This is a genomic window from Stenotrophomonas sp. 10L48, from assembly GCF_056395105.1.
Window position 1 is genome coordinate 80,402 of the sequence record NZ_JBFTIX010000001.1, and the last position, 21,624, is coordinate 102,025.

Annotated in this window: 20 protein-coding genes; 5 read left to right on the top strand and 15 right to left on the bottom strand. The window is 64.1% G+C overall.

The window, feature by feature from the left end; all coding sequences use genetic code 11:
* Nucleotides 1-113: 113 nt before the first annotated feature.
* Nucleotides 114-935 carry a posphoenolpyruvate synthetase regulatory kinase/phosphorylase PpsR gene (gene ppsR, locus AC1DCU_RS00410; protein WP_025879262.1) on the bottom strand — a complete coding sequence of 274 codons (822 nt, stop codon included), beginning with the start codon at nt 933-935 and terminating at the stop codon, nt 114-116.
* A gap of 145 nt (nt 936-1,080) precedes the next feature.
* Here ppsR and ppsA point away from each other — a divergent pair, with 145 nt between their 5' ends.
* Nucleotides 1,081-3,459 carry a phosphoenolpyruvate synthase gene (gene ppsA / locus AC1DCU_RS00415; RefSeq protein ID WP_180830985.1) on the top strand — a complete coding sequence of 793 codons (2,379 nt, stop codon included), beginning with the start codon at nt 1,081-1,083 and terminating at the stop codon, nt 3,457-3,459.
* A gap of 150 nt (nt 3,460-3,609) precedes the next feature.
* Nucleotides 3,610-4,503, top strand: coding sequence for a mechanosensitive ion channel family protein (locus AC1DCU_RS00420; RefSeq protein ID WP_478014087.1), 894 nt, complete (start codon nt 3,610-3,612; stop codon nt 4,501-4,503).
* A gap of 75 nt (nt 4,504-4,578) precedes the next feature.
* Here AC1DCU_RS00420 and AC1DCU_RS00425 read toward each other — a convergent pair whose 3' ends face one another.
* From AC1DCU_RS00425 to tadA, 4 genes are all read right to left on the bottom strand, one after another.
* A complete protein-coding gene (locus tag AC1DCU_RS00425) occupies nt 4,579-5,694 on the bottom strand; it encodes an alkene reductase (protein ID WP_032976196.1) in 1,116 nt (371 codons plus the stop codon).
* 167 nt (nt 5,695-5,861) lie between these two features.
* Complete coding sequence (locus AC1DCU_RS00430; protein WP_442251190.1) at nt 5,862-6,734, bottom strand: EcsC family protein; 873 nt, start codon at nt 6,732-6,734, stop codon at nt 5,862-5,864.
* A gap of 114 nt (nt 6,735-6,848) precedes the next feature.
* Nucleotides 6,849-7,421, bottom strand: a complete 573-nt coding sequence (gene orn / locus AC1DCU_RS00435; protein WP_025879267.1) for an oligoribonuclease — start codon at nt 7,419-7,421, stop codon at nt 6,849-6,851.
* A gap of 75 nt (nt 7,422-7,496) precedes the next feature.
* Nucleotides 7,497-8,021, bottom strand: coding sequence for a tRNA adenosine(34) deaminase TadA (gene tadA / locus AC1DCU_RS00440; protein WP_032976199.1), 525 nt, complete (start codon nt 8,019-8,021; stop codon nt 7,497-7,499).
* 158 nt (nt 8,022-8,179) lie between these two features.
* Between tadA and AC1DCU_RS00445 the strand changes: the two genes are divergently transcribed.
* Nucleotides 8,180-8,617 (top strand): acetyltransferase, encoded by a 438-nt coding sequence (locus AC1DCU_RS00445; protein ID WP_032976321.1) that lies wholly within the window; start codon nt 8,180-8,182, stop codon nt 8,615-8,617.
* A gap of 30 nt (nt 8,618-8,647) precedes the next feature.
* Here the strand turns inward: AC1DCU_RS00445 and AC1DCU_RS00450 are convergent, their stop codons facing one another.
* A complete protein-coding gene (locus AC1DCU_RS00450) occupies nt 8,648-9,151 on the bottom strand; it encodes a GNAT family N-acetyltransferase (protein ID WP_032976200.1) in 504 nt (167 codons plus the stop codon).
* Nucleotides 9,152-9,486: 335 nt separating this feature from the next.
* Between AC1DCU_RS00450 and AC1DCU_RS00455 the strand changes: the two genes are divergently transcribed.
* Both AC1DCU_RS00455 and AC1DCU_RS00460 read left to right on the top strand, forming a co-directional pair.
* Nucleotides 9,487-10,140, top strand: coding sequence for a hypothetical protein (locus AC1DCU_RS00455; RefSeq protein ID WP_442251188.1), 654 nt, complete (start codon nt 9,487-9,489; stop codon nt 10,138-10,140).
* Nucleotides 10,137-11,456, top strand: a complete 1,320-nt coding sequence (locus tag AC1DCU_RS00460; protein WP_032976202.1) for an XVIPCD domain-containing protein — start codon at nt 10,137-10,139, stop codon at nt 11,454-11,456. Before AC1DCU_RS00455 ends, AC1DCU_RS00460 begins: the two co-directional genes overlap by 4 nt.
* A gap of 61 nt (nt 11,457-11,517) precedes the next feature.
* Here the strand turns inward: AC1DCU_RS00460 and AC1DCU_RS00465 are convergent, their stop codons facing one another.
* The 9 genes from AC1DCU_RS00465 to AC1DCU_RS00505 all read right to left on the bottom strand — a co-directional run bounded on the left by AC1DCU_RS00465 (nt 11,518) and on the right by AC1DCU_RS00505 (nt 21,623).
* Nucleotides 11,518-12,372, bottom strand: a complete 855-nt coding sequence (locus AC1DCU_RS00465) for a hypothetical protein (protein WP_235189943.1) — start codon at nt 12,370-12,372, stop codon at nt 11,518-11,520.
* 654 nt (nt 12,373-13,026) lie between these two features.
* Nucleotides 13,027-14,043: an XVIPCD domain-containing protein gene (locus AC1DCU_RS00470; protein ID WP_442251187.1), complete on the bottom strand. Its 1,017-nt coding sequence runs from the start codon at nt 14,041-14,043 to the stop codon at nt 13,027-13,029.
* Between the two features lie 57 nt (nt 14,044-14,100).
* Entirely contained in the window at nt 14,101-14,637 is a 537-nt protein-coding gene (locus AC1DCU_RS00475) for a hypothetical protein (protein ID WP_032952144.1), read from the bottom strand.
* Nucleotides 14,638-14,958: 321 nt separating this feature from the next.
* On the bottom strand, nt 14,959-15,483 hold the full coding sequence (locus AC1DCU_RS00480; RefSeq protein ID WP_282280517.1) for a DUF4189 domain-containing protein: 525 nt from the start codon (nt 15,481-15,483) through the stop codon (nt 14,959-14,961).
* A 402-nt stretch (nt 15,484-15,885) separates the two neighbouring features.
* Nucleotides 15,886-16,347 carry a DUF4189 domain-containing protein gene (locus AC1DCU_RS00485; protein WP_081794558.1) on the bottom strand — a complete coding sequence of 154 codons (462 nt, stop codon included), beginning with the start codon at nt 16,345-16,347 and terminating at the stop codon, nt 15,886-15,888.
* Between the two features lie 212 nt (nt 16,348-16,559).
* Entirely contained in the window at nt 16,560-17,078 is a 519-nt protein-coding gene (locus tag AC1DCU_RS00490) for a DUF4189 domain-containing protein (protein WP_442251186.1), read from the bottom strand.
* Nucleotides 17,079-17,089: 11 nt separating this feature from the next.
* A complete protein-coding gene (locus tag AC1DCU_RS00495) occupies nt 17,090-18,247 on the bottom strand; it encodes a TrbL/VirB6 family protein (RefSeq protein WP_032976206.1) in 1,158 nt (385 codons plus the stop codon).
* Between the two features lie 75 nt (nt 18,248-18,322).
* Entirely contained in the window at nt 18,323-19,150 is an 828-nt protein-coding gene (locus tag AC1DCU_RS00500; RefSeq protein WP_051584992.1) for a hypothetical protein, read from the bottom strand.
* A 25-nt stretch (nt 19,151-19,175) separates the two neighbouring features.
* Entirely contained in the window at nt 19,176-21,623 is a 2,448-nt protein-coding gene (locus AC1DCU_RS00505) for a VirB4 family type IV secretion/conjugal transfer ATPase (protein WP_032976207.1), read from the bottom strand.
* Between the last annotated feature and the right edge of the window lies 1 nt (nt 21,624).

Sequence of the window (21,624 nt, forward strand, 5' to 3'; positions counted from 1 at the left end):
CGTTGGCCCTTCAACGTGGGGACTGATCGGCCCCGGCCAAAGGGGCCCTGTATCGACCAACGGTCGATACCCACCGCGCAGGTAGACCACGACCGTTGGTCGTGGCGCCCCCGTCAATACAGCTCGCGCTGCAGCCCCAGCGTGCCGAGCACCTTGCTGGAGATCTCCTCGATCGAGGTATGGGTGGTGCTGAGGGTCGGGATGCGTTCCATCTGGAACATGACCTCCGCCGCAGCCACCTCGCGCTTGCAGGTGTCCAGGTTGGCGTAGCGCGAATTGGGCCGGCGCTCCTGGCGGATCTGCTGCAGGCGGTCGGGGTCGATGGTCAGGCCGAACAGCTTGCGCCGGTAGTTGCGCAGGCGGGGCGGCAGGCGGTCGCTCTCCAGATCCTCGTCGGTCAACGGGTAGTTGGCCGCGCGCACTCCGTAATGCAGGGCCAGGTAGATGCAGGTAGGCGTCTTGCCCGCCCGCGACACCGCCACCAGGATCACGTCGGCGTCGTCGTAGTTCACCGCGATGCCATCGTCGTGGGTCAGCGCGAAGTTCATCGCGTTGATGCGCCGGTGGTAGGTGTCGAAGTCGACCATGCCGTGGGCCTGGCCGACCCGGTTCAGGCGCGAGCTGGACAGTTCGCGCTCCAGCGGCTCGATGAACGGGGCGAACACATCCAGCATCAGCGCCCCGCTTTCGGCCAGGATCAGGCTCAGGCTCTGGTCCACGCAGGAGTTCACCACGATCGGCCGGACCTGGTAGCGCTCCCCCGCCGCCTGGATCCGGGCACAGGCTTCGCGGGCTTTTTCGGGGTCATCGACAAATGACATCCGGTCGGTAATGAAGCTGAACCCGGAGAACTGGGTCAACAGGCTATGCCCAATGGTTTCAGCGGTGATACCGGTTCCATCGGAAACGTAGAACACCGGACGGATGGTCGACATGCGCGCATTTACCCCCTACGAAGCCTAAAAGGGCCGCCAACACAAGCTTGTGCCGACGGTGGTCTGCCCGGCATCATATCGGCTTCTTCCTACGGACGCGGCCATCAAAGCCCGCCTCGGGCGATGGCCAAACGGAGCATCGCGCTTGAACGAGAACATCCTGTGGTTGCACGAACTGCGTCTGGCCGACCTGGCCCGCGTAGGCGGCAAGAATTCCTCGCTGGGCGAGATGATCGGCAACCTTGCCGGTCTGGGCGTCTCCGTTCCTGGAGGTTATGCGACCACGTCTGAAGCCTTCAAGGACTTCATCGCGCACAACGACCTGTCCAAGCGCATCTTCGACAAGCTGGCCACGCTGGACGTCGAGGACGTCAACGCACTGACCGCAGCCGGCAAGGAAATCCGCGGCTGGGTGATCGATGCACCGCTGCAGCCGCAGCTGGACCAGGACATCCGCACCGCCTACGCCAAGCTGAGCGCCGACAACGGCGGCGGCGACGTGGCCGTGGCCGTGCGCTCCTCGGCCACCGCCGAAGATCTGCCCGATGCCTCCTTCGCCGGCCAGCAGGAAACCTTCCTCAACGTCACCGGTGCCGACGATGTCGTGCACAAGGTCAAGGAAGTGTTCGCCTCGCTGTACAACGACCGTGCCATCGCTTACCGCGTGCACCACGGCTTCAAGCACGAGGACGTGTTCCTGTCCGCAGGCGTGCAGCTGATGGTGCGTTCGGGCGTGGGCGCGTCCGGCGTGCTGTTCACCCTGGACACCGAGTCCGGCTTCCGCGACGTGGTGTTCGTCACCTCCTCGTTCGGCCTGGGCGAAATGGTCGTGCAGGGCGCGGTCAACCCCGACGAGTTCTACGTCTACAAGCCCACCCTGCAGGCCGGCAAGCCGGCGATCCTGCGCCGCTCGCTCGGCAGCAAGGCGATCCGCATGGTGTACTCGGATGTCCCCGGCGAGCGCGTCAGGATCGAGGACACCCCGGCCGAACTGCGCACCACCTTCTCGATCAACGATGAAGACGTGGCCGAACTGTCGCGCCAGGCGCTGACCATCGAAAAGCACTACGGCCGCCCGATGGACATCGAGTGGGCCAAGGACGGTGTCAGCGGCAAGCTGTTCATCGTGCAGGCGCGCCCGGAGACCGTGAAGTCGCGCAGCCATGCCACCCAGATCGAGCGTTTCGCGCTGACCGAGAAGGGCGGCAACGTTCTGGCCGAAGGCCGCGCCGTGGGCGCCAAGATCGGTGCCGGCGTGGCGCGCGTGGTGAAGACGCTGGAAGACATGAACCGCGTGCAGCCGGGCGACGTGCTGATCGCCGACATGACCGATCCCGATTGGGAGCCGGTGATGAAGCGTGCCTCGGCGATCGTCACCAACCGCGGCGGCCGTACCTGCCACGCGGCGATCATCGCGCGCGAGCTTGGCGTGCCGGCCGTGGTCGGTTCGGGCAACGCCACCAAGGTCATCGAGGATGGCCAGCTGGTCACCGTCAGCTGCGCTGAAGGCGATACCGGCTTCATCTACGAAGGCAAGCTCGGCTTCGAGCGCACCACCACCGATCTGGGCAACATGCCGCCGGCACCGTTGAAGATCATGATGAACGTGGCCAACCCGGAACGTGCCTTCGACTTCGGCCAGCTGCCGAACGCGGGCATCGGCCTGGCGCGTCTGGAAATGATCATCGCCAGCCACATCGGCATCCACCCCAACGCGCTGCTGGAATACGACCGCCAGGATGCGGCGACGAAGAAGAAGATCGACGAGAAGATCGCCGGTTATTCCGACCCGGTCGGCTTCTACGTGGACCGTCTGGCCGAAGGCATCGCCACCCTGACCGCCTCGGTCGCGCCAAACCCGGTGATCGTGCGACTGTCGGACTTCAAGTCCAACGAGTACGCCAACCTGATCGGCGGCAGCAACTACGAGCCGCACGAAGAGAATCCGATGATCGGCTTCCGCGGCGCCAGCCGTTACGTCGATCCGAGCTTCTCGGCCGCCTTCGCGCTGGAGTGCAAGGCCGTGCTGCGCGTGCGCAACGAGATGGGCCTGGACAACCTGTGGGTCATGATCCCGTTCGTGCGCACCCTGGAAGAAGGCCGCAAGGTCGTCGAGGTGCTGGCCCAGAACGGCCTGAAGCAGGGCGAGAACGGCCTGAAGATCATCATGATGTGCGAAGTGCCGTCCAACGCACTGCTCGCCGATGAGTTCCTGGAGATCTTCGACGGCTTCTCGATCGGTTCCAACGACCTGACCCAGCTGACCCTCGGCCTGGACCGCGATTCGTCGATCGTGGCGCACCTGTTCGATGAGCGGAACCCGGCGGTGAAGAAGTTGCTGTCGATGGCGATCAAGTCGGCACGTGCCAAGGGCAAGTACGTCGGCATCTGCGGCCAGGGCCCGTCCGATCATCCGGATCTGGCCGAATGGCTGATGCAGGAAGGCATCGAGTCGGTGTCGTTGAATCCGGACACCGTGGTCGATACCTGGTTGCGCTTGGCCAAGTTGAAGGCCAAAGGTTGACCTGTTGACGTGTGATGGCTGACGTCGCTTTCATCGACGCCTGCCCATACTGAAGCTGCACGCAAGCCCCGCCTCTGCGGGGCTTGCTGTTTCTGGCGTCCGCGTACGCCATGTTTCCGTCGCACCTGTTCCCGTTGCAAAGGAGTCCGCATGATCGCCGCTGCCCCACCCTCCCCCGCCACGACCTCCTGGTTCCGCTCACTCGACTRGGAACGCCTGCTGGAGACCTACGGCGTGCCGTTGCTGGCCGCGATCGTGGTGCTGCTGGTCGGCATGTGGCTGGCACGACGGCTGTCCAATGCCATGCCGCGCGCCACCTCGCGCATGGGCGTGGACCCGATGCTGGGCAGCTTCCTGCGCAACGTGGTCTACGCGGCCTCGCTGGTGATCGTGGTTATCCTGGCCATCGGCACGCTGGGCGTGCAGATCACTCCGCTGCTGGCCGTGCTCGGTACCGCCGGCCTCGCCGTTGGCCTGGCGCTGAAGGATTCGCTGTCCAACATCGCCTCCGGCGTGATGCTGGTGACCCTGCGTCCGTTCCGCGTAGGCGACGTGGTGACCATCGCCGGGCAGACCGGCACGGTTCGCGAGGTACGCATTTTCCAGACCGTGATCACCGGCGCGGACAACCAGCACACCACCATTCCGAACACGCTGATCACCGCCGCACCGATCATCAACCTCACCGCAGAGCCCACCCGCCGCGTCGAGCTGGTGGTGGGCATCGGTTACGAAGACAACATCCAGTTGGCGCGTGATACCGCACTGGCCCTGATGAAGGCCGACCCGCGCGTGCTGCAGACGCCGGCACCGGACGTGGTGGTGTACGAGCTGGGTGCGCACGCGATCAACCTGGGCATCCGCTGCTACGTGAAGTCGGCCGATCACTTCGGCACCAAGGTCACCCTGCTCGAACAGATCAAGCTGGGCTACGACAAGGCCGGCATCAACATCCCGTATCCGCAGCAGGACATGCACCTGTACCTGCATGGCAAGGATGGCGGCGTGGTCGAGGCAGACGCACTGGTGCGCGACAAGCCCTGATCGGCAGTGCCGACCACCGGTCGGCACCCATCCGCCGTCATCGGTAGCGCCGGGCCATGCCCGGCGGACGCTGCTTCAGGCCTCGACTGCCTCTTCCAGCACCGGATAGTCGGTGAATCCCGCCGCRCCACCACCGAAGTACGTCGCGCGATCGGGCGAATTCAACACCGCGCCGCTGCGCAGGCGCTCGGGCAGATCGGGATTGGCGATGAACGGCCGACCGAAGCCGATCAGGTCGGCCCATCCCTCCGCAAGCGCCTGCGCGGCACGCTCGGCGGTGTACTTGCCGGCGTAGATCAACGTGCCCGGATAGATCATCCGCAGCGCCTGCTTGAACGCGACCGGCATCAACGGGGCATCCTCCCAGTCGGCCTCGGCGATGTGCAGGTATCCCACACCCAGCTCGCCCAGCAGATGCGCGGCAGCCAGATAGGTCGCCTGCGGCGTGTCATCCACCGCCCCCTGCAGCGTGGTCAGCGGTGCCAGACGCACGCCGACTCGCTCGCCGCCAGCGACATCGACCACCGCCTGCACCACCTCGCGCAGGAAGCGCAGGCGATTGCGCAGCGCGCCGCCATAGCCGTCGGTACGCTGGTTGGCCTGCGAGTCGATGAACTGGTTGATCAGGTAGCCGTTCGCGCCGTGCAGCTCGACGCCATCGAATCCGGCAGCCAGTGCATTGCGGGTGGCCTGCGCATAGTCGGCCACGATGCCCGGAATCTCGTCCTCGCCCAGCGCGCGCGGCATCGAGTGCTGGATCATTTCGCCCACGCCGGATTCCGGACCGGCGCCGGTCGGGTCGACGAAGACCTTCACCCCTTCGGCCTGCAGTGCCGAGGAAGAGACCGGCGCCGCGCCGTCCGGTTGCAGGGCCACATGGGAGACACGGCCGACATGCCAGAGCTGGGCGTAGATGCGCCCACCCGCCGCGTGCACGGCATCGGTGACCCTGCGCCAGCCCTGCACCTGTTCGTCGCTGTGGATGCCCGGGGTCCAGGCATAGCCCTGGCCCTGCGGGCTGATCTGGGTGCCTTCGCTGACGATCAGCCCGGCACCAGCGCGCTGGGCGTAGTACTCGGCCATCTGCGCGGTGGCGACATTGCCGGCCGCCGCACGCGAGCGGGTCATCGGTGGCATCACGATACGGTTGGGCAGCGTCAGCGCGCCCAGGCGGTGGGGGGTGAACAACATGGCGGCACTCTCTTGCGGGGGATTGCCGGCAAGGATGGGGATGGCGCTGCGCGCGCAACAGGCGCGTCCGCGCAAAACAGTTGTGCCTGGCAGGCAAGGGTCACAGCCCTTCCCTGCGGCGGTCGGGGTCGGATCCCTTTCCGCAGGAAAGGGCTCCGACCCCATCGTTACAACGTCGGCTCGATCAACGCCCCGCCGTGTGCGATGCGGTCGTAGCAGGCGCGCACGACCTCTTCGCCGTACTTCAGCTCCAGCCGGCGCACGATGAAATGGCCGCGGGCCAAGTCCTGGTAGTAGTCGGTGAACATGGTGTTGAGCGTCGCGCCGGCCGCCGCACCGACGATTGGTACCGCCTGCGCGGCAAACTTCTCGGTGACCACCACGCCGAAACGGGCGGCGACCTTTTCCACCAGCTTGGCCAGCAGCTTGCCGGCTTCCTTCGGCGCCACGCCCAGGGTCAGGTCGCGCCCGGTCACCACGCGCCCGGCCAGTTCGGCCGAGAGGTGGCGCATGACATCGGTGGTGAAACCACGGGCGAGGTAGTAGCCGGTCTCGCTGGCATCGTCGCGCGGCGAATTGCCACCCAGTGCGAACACCTCCAGGCAGGCCTGGCGGGTGCTGAACTGCGATAGATCGAAGCCTTCGCTGCGGGCGACGTCGGCTACCGCGCGCATCATGATCGTGGTCGATACCGGCAGCTCGATGAACAGCGCAGCGAAACCGAACGCCCCACCCACCGCACCGGACGTCGCCGCCGCCAGCTTGTGCCAACGTGTCGAGGCGCCCTTGCCAGGGGTGTTGTCCATGCTCCACAGCGCGGCCTGCACGGATTTGGACAGCGCCGCCTGCACCGCACCGTGGATGCGGTTGGACACCGAGGTGGGAAGCGCCTTCACCGCGAACTCCAGCGGCGTTCCGACCAGGTTGGCCATGCGCGCGGTGATCGTGGGTGCTTCCAACAGTGCTACCGACCGCTGCAGGTCAGACCAGTCACCAGCGTCGTGGGCGATATCGCGGGGCAGCAGGATGGGCTCGTTCATGCGGCCGATCTTAGCGCCAGGGAGTTGAACGCAGGGTGGTGCCGGCCGCTGGACGACAACCCTGCGCCGCCGGCTGGGATCAGGCCATTGCCGGCCAGCGGCCGGCACCAACCCTCACGGGCTCGGCAGCCCCGACAGCGCGCCCATGAACTGGCGGTAGTGGCGCAGCTCGTTGATCGAATCGTGCACATCGCTCAGTGCGGTGTGGTTGCTGTTCTTGCCCACGCCCGCAGCCACGCTTGGCGCCCAGCGCTTGGCCAGTTCCTTCACCGTGGACACGTCCAGGTTGCGGTAGTGGAAGTACTTTTCCAGCCGCGGCATCTGCCGGTGCAGGAAGCGGCGGTCCTGGCAGATGGAGTTGCCCGACATCGGTGACACGCCGGCCGGAATCCACTGCGCCAGGAAGGCCACGGTCTGCGCTTCGGCCTGGCCAAGCGTGGTGGTGCTGTCGATGACGCGCTGCCACAGGCCCGAACGACGATGCTGGTTGCGGTTCCACTCGTCCATCGCTTCCAGCGTTTCCAGCGGATGATGGATGGCGAACTCCGGGCCCTCGGCCAGCACGTTGAGCTGGGCATCGGTGACCACGGTGGCGATCTCGATGATCGAATCGTTGTCGGTATCCAACCCGGTCATTTCCAGGTCGATCCAGATCAGCCGCTCGTTGGCCGCGCCGTTCTCTGCCATCGTGTCGCCTCGTTGCTGGGCAGGCACGAGGCCGGCCGGTAATGGAAAGTGGCGGCCATCATACCCTTTCGCCACTCAGCCCTCGCCAGCGTGGTCCTCCAGCAGCAGCGGCGGCTTGCCACGCTTGGCCCTGAAGTAGTTGGTCAGCCGGTTGCCCGCTTCCTTGGCCAGCACGCCGGCATGGACCTCCACCCGGTGATTGTGGCGGGCATCAGCGACCAGATCGAACACGCTGCCGCAGGCGCCGGTCTTGGGGTCGCTGGCACCGTAGACCAGGCGCGCCACGCGTGCGTGCACGATAGCCATCGCACACATCGCGCACGGCTCCAGGGTGACATACAGGGTGCTGCCGATCAGGCGGTGATTGGCCAGCATCCGCCCGCCCTCGCGCATGGCCACGATCTCGGCATGCGCGCTGGGATCGTGCGAGGCAATGTTGAGGTTCCAGCCCTCGCCCAGCAGCTGACCGTCGGCACCCACCAGCACCGCACCGACCGGGATCTCGTCAAACTCGCGTTGCGCACGTTCGGCCAATGCCAATGCGTGGCGCATCCAGTGTTCGTCGGCGTCGTGCACGGGCACGCCCAGGGTGTCGGTCATGGTGGTTCTCGAATTCGAACAGTACGGCGCGACCGCAGTGTAGCGCAGGCCTCTGCGACCACGTCGACCGCGCCTCGCAGGCCGCCTCCAAACGGCATTTCCCCTCCAATTCCGGCCGCTATACTTGGGTGCACTTGCGAAGCACCTTGGACATGCCCATGACCACCCTGCGCCCCTCCCGCGCCACCGATGGCGACGCTCTCGTCGATCTCTGGCGCCGCGCCGTCGACGCCACCCATGATTTCCTCAGTACCGAAGACCGTCGGGCTATCGATGCTGAAGTTGCCGGCTTCCTGCCACAGGCCCCGATGGTCGTGGCCGTCGGCGACCAGGACCAGCCGCAGGGTTTCATGCTGATCGACGGCTCGCACATGGAAGCGTTGTTCATCGATCCCGACGTGCGCGGAACCGGTATCGGCCGCCAGCTGCTGCAGCATGCGCTGGCACTGCAGCCGCAACTGACCACCGACGTCAATGCGCAGAATGCGCAGGCCGTGGGCTTCTATCGGCGCATGGGTTTCATCGAAACCGGACGCTCGCCGGTGGATTCGCAGGGTCGTCCGTATCCCCTCATCCACCTGCGCCATCCAGGCTGATCGGCGGTTGGAACGCCGGCCGTTCCCCGGTCAGGCAACCACGTCGAACGCCGGCGAGTAACGCACCTCCCCCTGTGCCATCGGTGGCTGCAGGCACAGGGCCTGGAAATACGCCGCCGGCACGCCGGGTAGTACCAGATCCGGCACGGCACGGAAGCCGAAGCGCCCGTAGTAGGCCGGCTCGCCCAACAGCACGCAGCCGCGCGCGCCCCTCTTGCGCAGAGCCTCGATCGCGGCCCGCATCAATGCCGTGCCCACGCCGCGCCCCTGCTGCTGCGGCAGCACCGAAATCGGCCCGAGCCCGAACCAGCCCTGGCTGTCGTCCTGCACGCTGACCGGGGACAGCGCGACATGACCCACCAGTTGGCCCGCATCCTCTGCCACCAGCGAGATGCTCAGCTCGCCACGCTCACGCAATGCGTCGACGATGTGGTGTTCGGTGTGGCTGCTGTGCAGCGCGTTACGGAAGGCCGCCTCGGTCAGGAAGTGGATTCCAGCAGCGTCTGCGGGCAGTTCAGGGCGGATGGAGAGCATCGTCGGCACGTCGTCGGAACGGAGTAAGCACCTTGATCATGCCGCATCGAGGAAGCAACGGCCCGCGCCTGATGCCCGTACCCCACCTGTGAAATCCGGATACGAATCACAGTTCGCTGCATCCAATCCAGTTTGATAGCGTCAAAATTTCGACTATTTCACTTTTCCGCCGCGAGAATCGCGCAATCTAGCCTTCCCGGGTCCGGGATCGTGGTCACCAAGGAAAGGAGACATGCCGTGATTGCCCGTCTTTCCTCGCCAGCGCGGCGCGCACTTTCGTCGCCCGCAGCGTGCCCCGTCGCGAACGCGCTCACTCCTCCGACCGGAGGCTGACGGTGCGCCGCACATCCCCCCCGTGTCTTGCCTTGCTTCTACTGATTGCCTGCAGCCCGGAGACCGCCATGAACCAGGAACTTGCTTCCGCCGAGTCCGACGTCGCCCAGGGAGGACGTGGCCTGGCCAAGCTCAACCCCTCACCGCGCAAAGCCTATGAACTGGTACTGCGCCTGCACAACCCGCCGGGCAGCTTTGCCGTGGTCGAAGGCGTTGCCCAGTACGATGTCAGCAACGAAGCGCAGTGCGGGTACATCGAGCCCGCCACCGGCGCTCCCGCCCGCATCACCAGCCAGGAGCCGGTGACGCTGCGCAGGGTCACCGACAACGAGTACCGCGGCACCGTCTACCTGGACCGCATGCTCGACGAGGACTACTACGGCCGCGGCGTCTGCCATTGGGCCTTCAGTGGCGCCGGCGCGATGTTGAAGGCGACCGGCGCCGATGGCGAGACGCGCTTCCTGTCCTTCATCGAGGCCGATCCGTTCGTCAAAGGCCAGGCTGAGACGCGCCATTATCCGCAGGGCGACTACCCACGCGTGGCGGACCTGCCCGACTATGGCGCTACCGGCCAGAAGGACGCCAGCCGGTTCCGCCCGGAACTGCAGGACACGCTGTTCTCTGCCACCTTGACGGCCGATGAGGTGCAGCCGTGACCCTCGGCAGCCAGGACTACGCCGCGCTGTCCAACGATGCCTATCGCGACCTGAAAGTCGGTCGCCGCGCCCCCGGACAGGAAGAGCATGTCTCCCTCAACGGGCATGACTACAAGGTGCTCGAGCACGTCAGCAACCGCTTCAATGGCTATCAAGGCACGATCTACCAGCGCGTGGACACGCAGGAGATCGTGGTGTCACATCGCGGCACCGAGCAGATCGCCCGCGATGGCCTCCTCGCCGATGGCGGCATGGTGGTCGCCCGCTACAACGTGCAGGCCGCCGATGCGCTGGCACTGACCCAGCGCGCCCTCGCGTACGCTGCAAAGGAAGGACGCGACCTCGGCCAGGCACCTGAGGTCACCGTCACCGGGCATTCGCTCGGCGGCGCGCTGGCCCAGATCAGCGCACACCACTACAACCTGAAGGGCGAGACCTTCAACGCTTATGGCGCGGCCAGTCTTGGCTACCGCATTCCCGAAGGCGGCACCAGCGTTGTCAACCACGTCATGGCAGCCGACCCGGTCAGCGCCGCTTCGCCGCACTTCGGCCAGGTGCGCGTATACGCCACGCCCCAGGAGATCGACACGCTGGGCGACTGGGGCTTCAGCAACAGCCGTCTGCGCATCCTGATTCCCGACAGTGCACTGGGCGCGGCCGCCAACTCCCTCGGTTCGCACAAGCTGGTCAATTTCCTCGGCGAAGACTCGGTGCTGGGCAGGCCGGAGACGCAGGCCTTGGCACGCGACAACGTCAAGATGATCGACGAGTACCGGGACAAGATGGAGCTGCTGCGCAGTGGCGTCACCACCGGTACGCGCGGCCTGCCGGGCGGCGTCAAGGATCTCTTCGACCATCTGCGTGGCCCCCTGGAACCGGGCGAACCCGCGCGCCGTGAAGCCGAAAGGCAGGGCCGCCCGATCGGCATGCTGCGCATCGACGACGCCGGCCACGTCGGCAACCCCTTGTTCAATGATGCCCTGCGCGGCGTGCACGCACAGGACGCCCGCGTCGGCCGCACACCCGATGGCATGAGCGCGCAACTGGCAGGCTCGCTGGCTGCGGAAATGCATGCCGCCGGCGGACAGCGGATCGACGAGGTACTGATGAGTGCCGACGCGTCACGCAGCTTCGCCCTGCAGGGTGAGGGCGGCGACCCCGGCCATCTGCGCGTGTCCGTCGACACCACCCGCGCGATGAACACGCCGCTGGAGCAGAGCAGCCAGCGCATCGAGCAGCAGGCTGCCGGCCAAGCCCTGGCACGCGAGCAGCAGCTGGAACAGACCCAGGCGACCCAGCGCAGCCTGCACGCCTGAGACGCTTGCTGGAATGAAAACGGGAGCCGGCACTGCCGGCTCCCGTCATTTCCGAGGTCGATCAGGGGCTGGAAACCGCCGGGTTTGCCGCCGGCCCTGCCAGCACGTACGCATCCGGGCCCGAGTCCGGGAAGCCGCCGCAGGCCTTGTCGCCCGGCGCCACCGGATCACACGGCCACTGCGCGCGCGTTACGGTGTCGCGCAGCTCGAAGCGGGTGCCGTTCCAGACCACGAAGGCCAGGTGTTCGCGGTTCCAGTCACTGAAGCTGTGCGGACCGGTCTTCTGCGGTGATTCCGGGTACTGCACGAACCAGCGCATGGCCGGCCCGTACTGCAACTTGCTGTGGTCCAGGCTGATCCTGCCTTCGCGGGTGCGGTGGCGGGCACGATCGGCCTCGGCGATCGACGGTGCCGCCGGCATTGCCATTGCAGTGATGTCCTGCGGGACGCCATCGCTGCCCACCTGGTACACGCGCTGGCGGACGTAGGCCTGCCCGCAACTGCCGGCTGCGAGTCGGACGGGCTCTGCGGTGTTCTCGTTTGGCAGTGCGCCATCGGCACAGTCGAACGGCGCCGAGACCAGGTAGGTGGTCGTCGACGCATCCGCGCCTTCAAACGAACGCACCCAGATGTCTCCCAGGCGGGCGATGAAGTCCGGGCGCTGGCCCACGCCGGCCACGGCCTTGAACCACGCCTTCTGGCGCACTTCACGCTCGCGCCAGCTGCGCGGCAGGTGGATGTCCTGCTCAGGCAAGGCCACCAGCAGCGCCGCCAGGTGCGGCGGCAACGCGCCCTGGCAGGCGCCGATCATCAGATCGCCCTGCGGTGCCAGGCGACCGGCCAGATCGACCGGGCAGCGCGCACCGAGCTGGCGCTCCGCGGCCTGGTCTGGTGCCAACGGGATGATCGGTGCCAACGGGATGATCGGCGGTGCGACGGGGGCCGGCGCAGAGGCTGGCGCGGTGTCGGGCGCCTGTGCGACCGCGGGTGCCGGGGCCGACACCTGCGCGGGAGCCGGTGGAGGAGCTGCGACAGGAGCCGTTGCGACAGGCGCAGCATTGGTGGAGGCAACGTCGGTCGGCGGTGCCATCGTTGCTGCCGCAGGTGCCGGTGCACTCGCGGGTTCGGCAGAGACGGCTTCCGGAGCGACGCCCGTCGCCGGTTGCGGCTGCGGTGCGGGTTCGGGCGCCGGGGGCATGGACGGCACAGGTGCAGCTACCAGGGCAGGCACCGGCTCAGCCGCGGCGACGGGAGCCAGTGCAGCTACGGCATCAGTTGCGGCGTTAGCGGGCGTCTGCGCGTCCGCCGCGGCCACTACCGGTGCTGGCACCGCCTCCTCGACGGCGGGAGCCGCCGGGGCGTCGGGTGCCTGCTGTGCGTGGGCCATGGCGGCAGCCAGTCCCAGCGGCAGCAGCCACAGTGCCGGAGCGCGGCCACGCTGGGCCGCTTGGGAACGCAGGAAAGTGTTTCGCATGTTGTGTCCTTACAAAGAGATCCATGTAGGCACCCGAGGGTGCTCGGTGTCGTGCGATGGGCCCGCCGGTCTCCGACCTGCCGGGCGGTGCCCAGATTACAGCGATCGCGGGCGATTCTGATCCTGCTCGCGGATGACCGAAGCGGTCTGTTCCTGGCGGGAAGAGGCTTCGGCCGCCAACTGCTGGCTGCTCTGCTCGAGCGGCAGCTGGGCAGCGGCCTCACGCTGCACCATCGAGCGCTGCATCGCCGGGTCCCCCATGACGCCCTGCACCGCAAACAGCGCCCTGCCGTCGGTACCGGCCACCACGTGATCGATACGGCTCATCCCTGCCTTCTGTGCGCTCAACGCCAAGGCCGCGGCCGTATTGTCCAGTTCCTGCTGGCTGCGCAGGCCACTCTGCGGCCCCATCTGCTGCAGATGACCCCGCGCCTCGGTAAACAACCGGTTGCCGGCATGGGCCGGATCGGACATATCGCGCGCGCGCTCAGGCAACTGTGCAGGTTCGCCCACTTCGCCGCGGGCAAGCCGGTCCATCACGTCCGGGGTCAGCTTCTGCTGCCACGCCTCGAAACGCTTGAGCCGGTCCTCCACCCCGTTGACGGCACCGTTGATGGCATACGTAGCCTCGCGCACGTCCTCGCGCGCGTGTTCCGGCACACGGTTCTGCCATTGCCACACCGCGATGCGACCTGCGTGTTCCGGCTCCGATGCCAACTCGGGCTGGTTGACCAGATCCAGATCCAGCGCACTGCCGGCGCGCTCGTAGCTTTCCTTGCCGGTCAGCGGCAGATAACCGCGCCCGTGGTACTTGAGCGCATCTCCGGGCGCGTCATTGCCCATCCGGCCGCCATACATCAGCTCAGCCAGATCATCCGGACGCCCTCGCAGGGCTTCCTGGCGCGCGGACTCCAGCGCCTCGGTGCCATTGCGCCACGCCGCTTCGACCGGGATCTGCGAGATGCCCCGGGTATAGTTGAAACTCTCGTTGAGCCGGCTCAGGCCGCGCGACTCGTGCCCTGCCTGGGCCATGAAATTGGCCAGTTCAAGGGGGGAGTCGATGCCGGCTTTCGTCGCCTGCCGCAGCAGTTGCGACTCTCTATCGGTCGACACAGTGCAACTCCTGGATGTTCATCAGCGCGGATTCCTTTCCGCCGGTTGGAGCTTGGCTCATGGAAGCGACACCTCGGCGACACTGGACGGATCGAAGTCCTCGAACCGCACCCTGCCCAGTTCCGCCACCGAGAAATCCCGGATGTTGGTCGCCTCGGTCTCGATATCCACGACCTTGCGTCTCACCCCATCCACCCAGCACGCCTTGTCCGCCGATGCGTAACGGAACCGGTACGTGCTGCTCCAGCGCTCGCGGCTGCCGCCGTTGGTGATCACGCTGAAGGTGTCTTCCTCAACCATTGCATACGCAAAAGGGTCGCCAGCCAGGCCACCGCGGGTGGAACATGGCACCAGCTTGTCGTTGCGCGCGGCCAGCTGCCAGCGCCCGCGCCCGTCACCGCGCAGCAACAGCAGCACCCGGTTTGGTCCGTGCTGGCCGGGCACCAGCCCTTCCGGCGTCGGCTGGTCGATGACCAGCAGCTGGTACTCGATGCCATCGCCGTTGAGCTCGCCCCTGACGGCTTCCAGCAGGTTCGCACCGGACGGAACGAATGCCAAGGCATCGTCCATGTGTGCGCCAAACCTGTCGTCCATCCCCTCCCACTCCTTCAATGTCGTCTTGCCGATGCCCGCCTCCCTGGCCGGTCGGAACGCGGTGTCCCGGCTCGCCCGCGCCTGCGCAGATGCGGATCATAGCCCCGCGCACGGCGTGGCCGCGATAGTGGCAAGCGTCACCCGTCGGACGGGCGGACAGAGTCCTCATTGGACGGAAAAGCTCCTGCGTTCGGTGGCACTGGCGCGTCATTTTTATGACGCGCGGGGAGCTTACCGCGAGGAGCTTTGCCGCGTCGAAGGTCGGGAGAAGCGAAAAGCGGAATTGATCACATAAAAACTGGGCTTAACGTGAATGGTGCCCTACCTGATGAACAGATCCGCCGTGCAGGCCGTGTTGGAGATCCTGCATTGATCCTGTGGCATCTGCCTCCATGCGGCCTTCGCGCTGCATTGCTGCATCGCGACAATGACCGCACCCTGTTCGGACATGGCTGCGACGACGCTCGTGGTTTCAGTCCCCAGCCCCGCGTGGGCGACCGCCACGCACTGCGCCTGGAACAGGGTCGCCAACGTGCATTCGCCCTTGCCGAATTCCCTGCACTCCTTCATGGACGCGCGCTTGGCCTTGCCCCGCGAACGCATCGAATTGCTGATGAACGTGTCGCCGCGAGCATCCATCGCCACGCCGCGCACGGTCTGCGCCCAGTTGGGGCGATTGTTGTACGGCGAACCTGTACTGCTCACGGGGATGGGCGCGCAACCCTGTACACCTTGGCCACCTATCGGATACATGCCCGCGGGGCAATTGCCTTCAGCCAATGCACTGAACGGCAGCAGGCCTGCCATCAGCAGGCACAGGAGGAAAGCATGGTGGATACGTTTCATGGTGACACCCATTGCTTTGCTGCCCAGTTCGAGGGGTGGTACGACCTGAGCAGACGATCGCTATCCACACATGCCACCCGGATCGGGAAGGCGTTGCAGAGGCCCAAGCCCGCCGAGTGCCTGATCATTGGAGAGCTCGGCGATCGCAAGCGGAACGCACGGCAAGGGCTATGTTCTCGAAGTGACACTGAAGACTCAAGGTCAATCGCGTCAAAATGTGCATCAGCGCAGGCTTGATCGGATTAAATCACTCAATTGACAGGCGACCTGATCACAACACACTACGGACAATCAGATAGACGCCTTTCCCGCCAATATCAACTACACGTCGGCAGCGCCAAGCCTGCTCTTGTCGTGAGGAGTCAACACGTTCTGGAGCACTGCTGGTTGCGGGCGTTGTCGCTACAACGCCTCATAGACCGGCTCAGAACCCGCTGAGTAGGCGATCTTGCATTGCGTCCCTGCAGGATCGATGCAGATCTTCTGCGCCTGCACGATGGCTTCCTTCATGTCGTGCCCGCTCGCAGCGCCACTACGCGCGCCATTGCTTTTGTTGTGAGGAACCACCCAGGCTGCGCACTGGTTTCTGTATGCGATGAGTATTCTGCAATCGCGAGCAGCGTGCATGCCGCATCCCTCCAGAGCAACACGCTCCGCGTCCTCTTTCGTCGCCTTCCCTGTCGCAACACCTGCTTCAGACGTACTCGGCGAGGAAGCAATGGCGCCCCACGTCTTTATGCCACTGCGCAGCGGGTTCCGGCTCACGGGCGGCTCCCCCGGCCCCGGGAATCGGAGCACATCCGCCGACTCCTTGATCGCCGATGGGGTACTGGCCGGCTGGGCATCGGCCCTCGGCATTCGCATTACCGGTAACGACGAGAACGGCAAACGCCAGCGTCAAGGCCAAAGAAATTGCAGTACCGCTCAAAGGCGTGAAGTCGGCCATTGCCAAGACTCTCCCAACATCGCTTTTGATCACCCTTTAACCTGATGCTCCGCGCCCGCAATTCTTCTTGAAGCCCTCCGCAGTACTTCGAGCGAATTTCAAAGAACCGGAGGCAGCAAAATTCGCCCGTTCAGCCCTCCTGAAAGAAAGGCTTGGTGCAGTCCGAGTGGAAAACAGAGCATTCCTGACTTCCCAAGCCCTTGCAATCCTTCACTGCCCGCTCCTGCGCCTGTTCTTTCGTGGCGCCGGTGTTGAACCTCATACCATTCTCCGGTCGTGCAGCCCGGACAACCGCATAGCACTGGTTGTAGTAGGTAAAAACGACTGTGCAGTCCGTAGCTCCGCCTTGCCGGCATCGCTCGACGGCTTGGCGCTCTGCCGAAGCCTTAGCCTGATGCCCAGTAGCTGAACCTGCATCTCCACTAGGGGAGCTGGCGACAGCACCCCATGTCTTGACCCAATGCCCGGGATTCTCCTCAGGGGCGCTTTGTCCTGCGCCTGGTATGGGAGCGCAACCACCAACGCCTTGGTCGCCAATCGGGTACTGACCAGGAGGGCAGCGCCCTTCAGCGAACGCCGAACTTATGTGTACAGAGCCCAGCAGGACCAAGGATAGACACAGATGCTTCAAGGAGGCGGTTAGGTTCATCAGCTGAATCTCTAGTTTCCATGATTCGGATTTGCCGCACCGCGCTGACCGGGAATTGCTGAACCCGGGCCTCCGGTACCATCAAACATCTTACCCATCACCGATTGCTGACCATGGGAGTTTGAGCCAGAAGACGACTCTGGGGCCGTCGGCGGCGGCGCCGACATACCCGGCGGACGACCATCGGCACTCGGCGAGGCACTGGCGCCGCCACCTATCTGCGAATATGCCATGAAGGTGCCCAGCGTGCCCTGGAAGAACATCGCCGCCATTGGGGGTGTAGTCAGGATCAACGCGGTGAGGATCAGACCCATGCCACCCTGCTGCATTGCCTGACTGGTCATGCCGTCGGACATGCTTTCCTTGAGGATGAACTCCTGTACCAATGCGGTCGTCCAGAATGTCGCGGCCACACGCACCACCATGTCCAGCGCAATGGAGACCATGGCAGCAAGTACGGCCATGGAGAACATCGTGCCGATCCCGTAGAAGAGCCAGCGTTGGAACAGTTGTTTGGTCTGATCAAACAGCAGGCAGAGGATGAACAGCGGACCGAAGCCAATGAACAGCGCCATGGCGATTTCATACAGCATCAGCATCGCGCCAGCAGTGATGGCTGGGCCAGCGGTGCCCATGCCGATGAAGAACAGCGCCCGCTTCTTGTCCTCAAGCAGCTCCCCGTCATTCATGATCTGGATAGCATCAATACTGGAAAGGGCAACCTGCATCCATGCCAGACTCTTGTCGATCTGCTCTTCGGGCGACTCGTTGGAGCCAGTAACGACCTGGGTAATCTCTTCCTTGACGTCGTGGGTGAGGAAGCGATGCAGGTTGGTGCCGAACATCCCCATCGTGGTGGCCACACTGACGATCAACGCCGCGCGGGCCATGTTGGTCACCAACACCATCATGGAATCGCGGCTGCGACCGGTCACGATGCGGAATCCTTGCACCAGCACCCAGAGCGTCATGAGTGTGAGGGCGATGCCGCCGACCCACTGCATCATGTGCCCCATCATGTCGATGCCGAACTTGTTTATCTTGCTTCGCAGGAAGTCGAAGATGAACTTGAAGAACACGAAATCCCCGATCGACTGGACACGCGCCACGTGCCCCATCAAATCCTGGAATCCGCCATTGAAGTCAAAATTGGCAATCGACCTGATCATTTCCGCAATCCCTTGATGTATCCCTACCGGACAACTTCATGGAGCAGGTGCATTTTGCACCTGCCCCGAGTGACGTCAGTCGATGCTCAATGCACCCTTCAGTGCAGCGGTCTTGACCAGCTGCGATATCACACCCGGCTTGCCCTTCAAGGCCACTCGCGCCAACACGCGCTGATTTGCTTTCATTGATTCCTCATAGGCGTCGTAGGACCGCATACGGGCCTCCCATTCCTGTTGCAGCTTGGCGATGTCGTTCGCCGTACGCAGCGAGTCGCTGTTCACCGCAGACACGGTGCCTGCCTCATTTCCGCCCGCACCAAAGCGCCATCCCATGATCTCGCCCAGTGTCGAATTGATGCTGGGGATAGTCTTTTCAAGGAACTCGACCGTCTCGTTGCGCTTACGGTTCTCCATCATCTGAATGTTCACGCAGAGCTGCTGCTGCTGCGCATACAGATCGCCAGAGGTGTCGAGGACGAACTTCTTCAGTAGGCTTCCTGCGCTGAAGCTTGCCGAAGTACGGCAGACTTCAGCAACCATGTAGTCATCTGGAACACGCTCGAGTGTTGCCCCGGGCGGCAAACCAAAGTTGTTGATCAGACCTTGAATCTTGACCAACGCATCGCGGTATTCCTGCAAGGTGCGATTCCATCGCGATACCTGCTCGCCGTACTCCACCGCATCTGCGGCGAGTTGCTCCTTGTTCTGCGCGAACTCCTTGAGAGCCTGGAGCAGGCCGCTCAGGTCGAATACCGGCCAGCCACTGGCGCCGGCTGGAGTGCTCGAAAACACCGCCATGCTGCCCAGCAGGATCGCAGCCAAGCGCTTCTGGCGCAGGCTGCGGCCGGATTTGCGGGTGTGGGTCGCGTTGTTCATGTCGTTCTCCACGGGAATGGAAGTCATCATTGTCATCCTTGTTCTTCGACCGTCAGGCAGCATCGGTTTCGGCAGGCAACTTGGCCTTGCCCGAGCCTTTTCGATTCTTGTAGAAATCTTCCAGCCACTGCTCTGGGGTCAACTCGTCCACAGTGACGCGGGCGCGTACCGCTGCTGTCTGCAGCACGCGGTGCATGATGTCGATGTTGTCGGTCGACGCCGAGATCACCGACAGGATGTCATCCATGCCGCGCAGGTTGAGCTGACACACGCTCGAAGCGTGACCCTGCTTGACCAGGAAGCAGCGCGAGCGCTCGTCCAGCGCGGTGACCACCTTGAACTCGGCCTCGGTCAGCTTCAGGCCCTCCATGTAGTCGCTCTTGCTGGCATTCGGGTTCGGCAGCAGGATCAAGGTGGCAGTCTGTTCGATCAGCGCGGCGGAGATATCGCTCTTCAGCGCATCCTCCGGACTCTGTGTCGCAAAGATACCCATACCATTCTGCTTTCGGATGGTCTTCTGCTTGTTCTTGGCGAACTCCTTCAAACCACCCTCACCGTCCAGGATCTTCCAGAACTCGTCCATCACGTAGATCAACGGGCGACCGTCGATCAGCGACTCCAGTCGGTGCAGCAGGTAATTGATGACCGGCACGCGCACTTCAGGGTTGTCGATGATGTCGGTGTAATCGAAACCGATGATGTTGGCCTTGCTCAGATCCACGGTATCGACCGGATTGTCGAACACCCAACCCAGCGAATTGCCCGAGGTCCAGCGGCGCATGCGCGCGTACAGACCATCGTCGCCCATATTGGGCAGGCTCTTCTGGAAATTGGTCATGCTGCGCAGGTGCATCGGCGTGTCGAGCATGCTCTCCACCGCGCGATAGATGTCCTCTTCCTCGCGGGCGCTGTACTCGCGCTTGCCGGCCAGCACCTTGATCAGGTCCGCCAGGAACTGCACGTTGCCTTCGTTGTTCTCACACTGGAACGGGTTGAAGCCGGTCGGCGCACCGTTCTCGAGGGCCAGGTAGTTGCCACCACAGGCGCGCACGAAGATCTCCGCACCTCGGTCCTTGTCGAAGAAGAAGATGGTCGGCGACGGCTCGTACTTCTGCACCTGGCTGAGCAGGAAGTTGATCAGCGCAGTCTTACCGGTACCTGACTTACCGATCACCATTGTGTTGGCGATCGCCTTCTCACCCAGCGAATTTTCCGACGGGTGGGTGGCATGGAAGTTGAAGTAGTACGGCTGGCCGTTGGTCGTCTGCAACGTGGTGACGCAATCGCCCCACGGATTGTTGTGCTGCTTGCCGGTGGCAAAATTGTGCAGCGGCGCCAAGCCCAGAAAGTTCAGCGAGCTCACGTTCGCAAGGCGGGTACGGAAGCGCCAGTTGGCCGGCAACTGTGAATAGAACGAAGAGGTGACCGCAAGGTCTTCCTTGGTGGACACGAAGCCGGCATTGGACAGTTCGGCACGGGTCGTAGCCACGTTCTGCGACAGCTTGGCCTGACTGTCGCCATACACCGCCATGATGAAGTGGTACTCGCCCAGCACGAAGTTGCCCGAAGACAGGTGGTCCATCGCCTGGTCGAGTTCGACGATCTGACTGACCGCCTTGTCACCGGAGGAAATCATCATGCCCTTGGTGCGGTCCAGCACCTTCAGTGCGTCCTGACGCCCCATCGGGCTGAACGAATGAGTGATGACGTACTCGTAATCCAGGTACTTCAGCCCATTGAGAATGCCTGGGTATGTACCCTCGGCATACTCCTTGATATTCAGGATCGCACCGAAGTGGTTGGCACCGTTCGGCGTATTGATGACGAAATCACCGGTTTTGGCTGAGAACATGTGCCGACTGACCGGCAAATAGTCCTTCACCGGCGCAGACAGCACCGGCACCGGCTCGTCGATGCGGTTGATCAGATAGCCGAACAGCTCAAGCGTCTCGGAAAACACCACGCCATTCTTGGCTTCGTACATGCCGAGGCGATACGGTGCGTAGTCGCGGATGACCGCCTCGACGTTGCCCGCCAGTTCCATCAGCTTCTCGACGGCCTGCTCCTGCTCGGCGCGAAGCTTGTCGACGTTCGCTGACTTCTCAACAAAGCGCTTACCCGCGACCACCGGACGATAAATCATCGTCAGGTAGAGCTCGTTCTGCATGATGCGCTGGGAGGAAAGCATGCCCATGTACTGATCGGACACGTCCTGGTTGAACCGTTGCTTGTAGTAGCTCTTGCCCTTCAGGGTGCGACGGCGGCGGATGTCATGCACCCAGAAGGCAACATTGACGAAATCCGGTGCGCGCAGCGTCTGCAGCAACCGATTAAAGGTGTTGTGCCGATGTTCGAGCTCCCATTCCTCCCGCCCCACGAACGGCAACCCTTCCAAGTGCCAGGTCAGCAGGTAATCGCCGCCGGTGGTTTTCACCACGTTCGGGGCTACATGCGACGACAGAGGAATGAACTCGCTGATGGATGTGTCTGGACTGAACATA

Bases quoted from the DNA above. Each gene is read 5' to 3' on its own strand.
- ppsR (WP_025879262.1), bottom strand. From the start codon at position 935: ATGTCGACCATCCGTCCGGTGTTCTACGTTTCCGATGGAACCGGTATC.
- AC1DCU_RS00430 (WP_442251190.1), bottom strand. From the start codon at position 6,734: ATGAACGAGCCCATCCTGCTGCCCCGCGATATCGCCCACGACGCTGGT.
- orn (WP_025879267.1), bottom strand. From the start codon at position 7,421: ATGGCAGAGAACGGCGCGGCCAACGAGCGGCTGATCTGGATCGACCTG.
- tadA (WP_032976199.1), bottom strand. From the start codon at position 8,021: ATGACCGACACCCTGGGCGTGCCCGTGCACGACGCCGACGAACACTGG.
- AC1DCU_RS00445 (WP_032976321.1), top strand. From the start codon at position 8,180: ATGACCACCCTGCGCCCCTCCCGCGCCACCGATGGCGACGCTCTCGTC.
- AC1DCU_RS00450 (WP_032976200.1), bottom strand. From the start codon at position 9,151: ATGCTCTCCATCCGCCCTGAACTGCCCGCAGACGCTGCTGGAATCCAC.
- AC1DCU_RS00475 (WP_032952144.1), bottom strand. From the start codon at position 14,637: ATGGACGACAGGTTTGGCGCACACATGGACGATGCCTTGGCATTCGTT.
- AC1DCU_RS00480 (WP_282280517.1), bottom strand. From the start codon at position 15,483: ATGAAACGTATCCACCATGCTTTCCTCCTGTGCCTGCTGATGGCAGGC.
- AC1DCU_RS00485 (WP_081794558.1), bottom strand. From the start codon at position 16,347: ATGCGAATGCCGAGGGCCGATGCCCAGCCGGCCAGTACCCCATCGGCG.
- AC1DCU_RS00490 (WP_442251186.1), bottom strand. From the start codon at position 17,078: ATGAACCTAACCGCCTCCTTGAAGCATCTGTGTCTATCCTTGGTCCTG.
- AC1DCU_RS00495 (WP_032976206.1), bottom strand. From the start codon at position 18,247: ATGATCAGGTCGATTGCCAATTTTGACTTCAATGGCGGATTCCAGGAT.
- AC1DCU_RS00500 (WP_051584992.1), bottom strand. From the start codon at position 19,150: ATGACTTCCATTCCCGTGGAGAACGACATGAACAACGCGACCCACACC.
- AC1DCU_RS00505 (WP_032976207.1), bottom strand. From the start codon at position 21,623: ATGTTCAGTCCAGACACATCCATCAGCGAGTTCATTCCTCTGTCGTCG.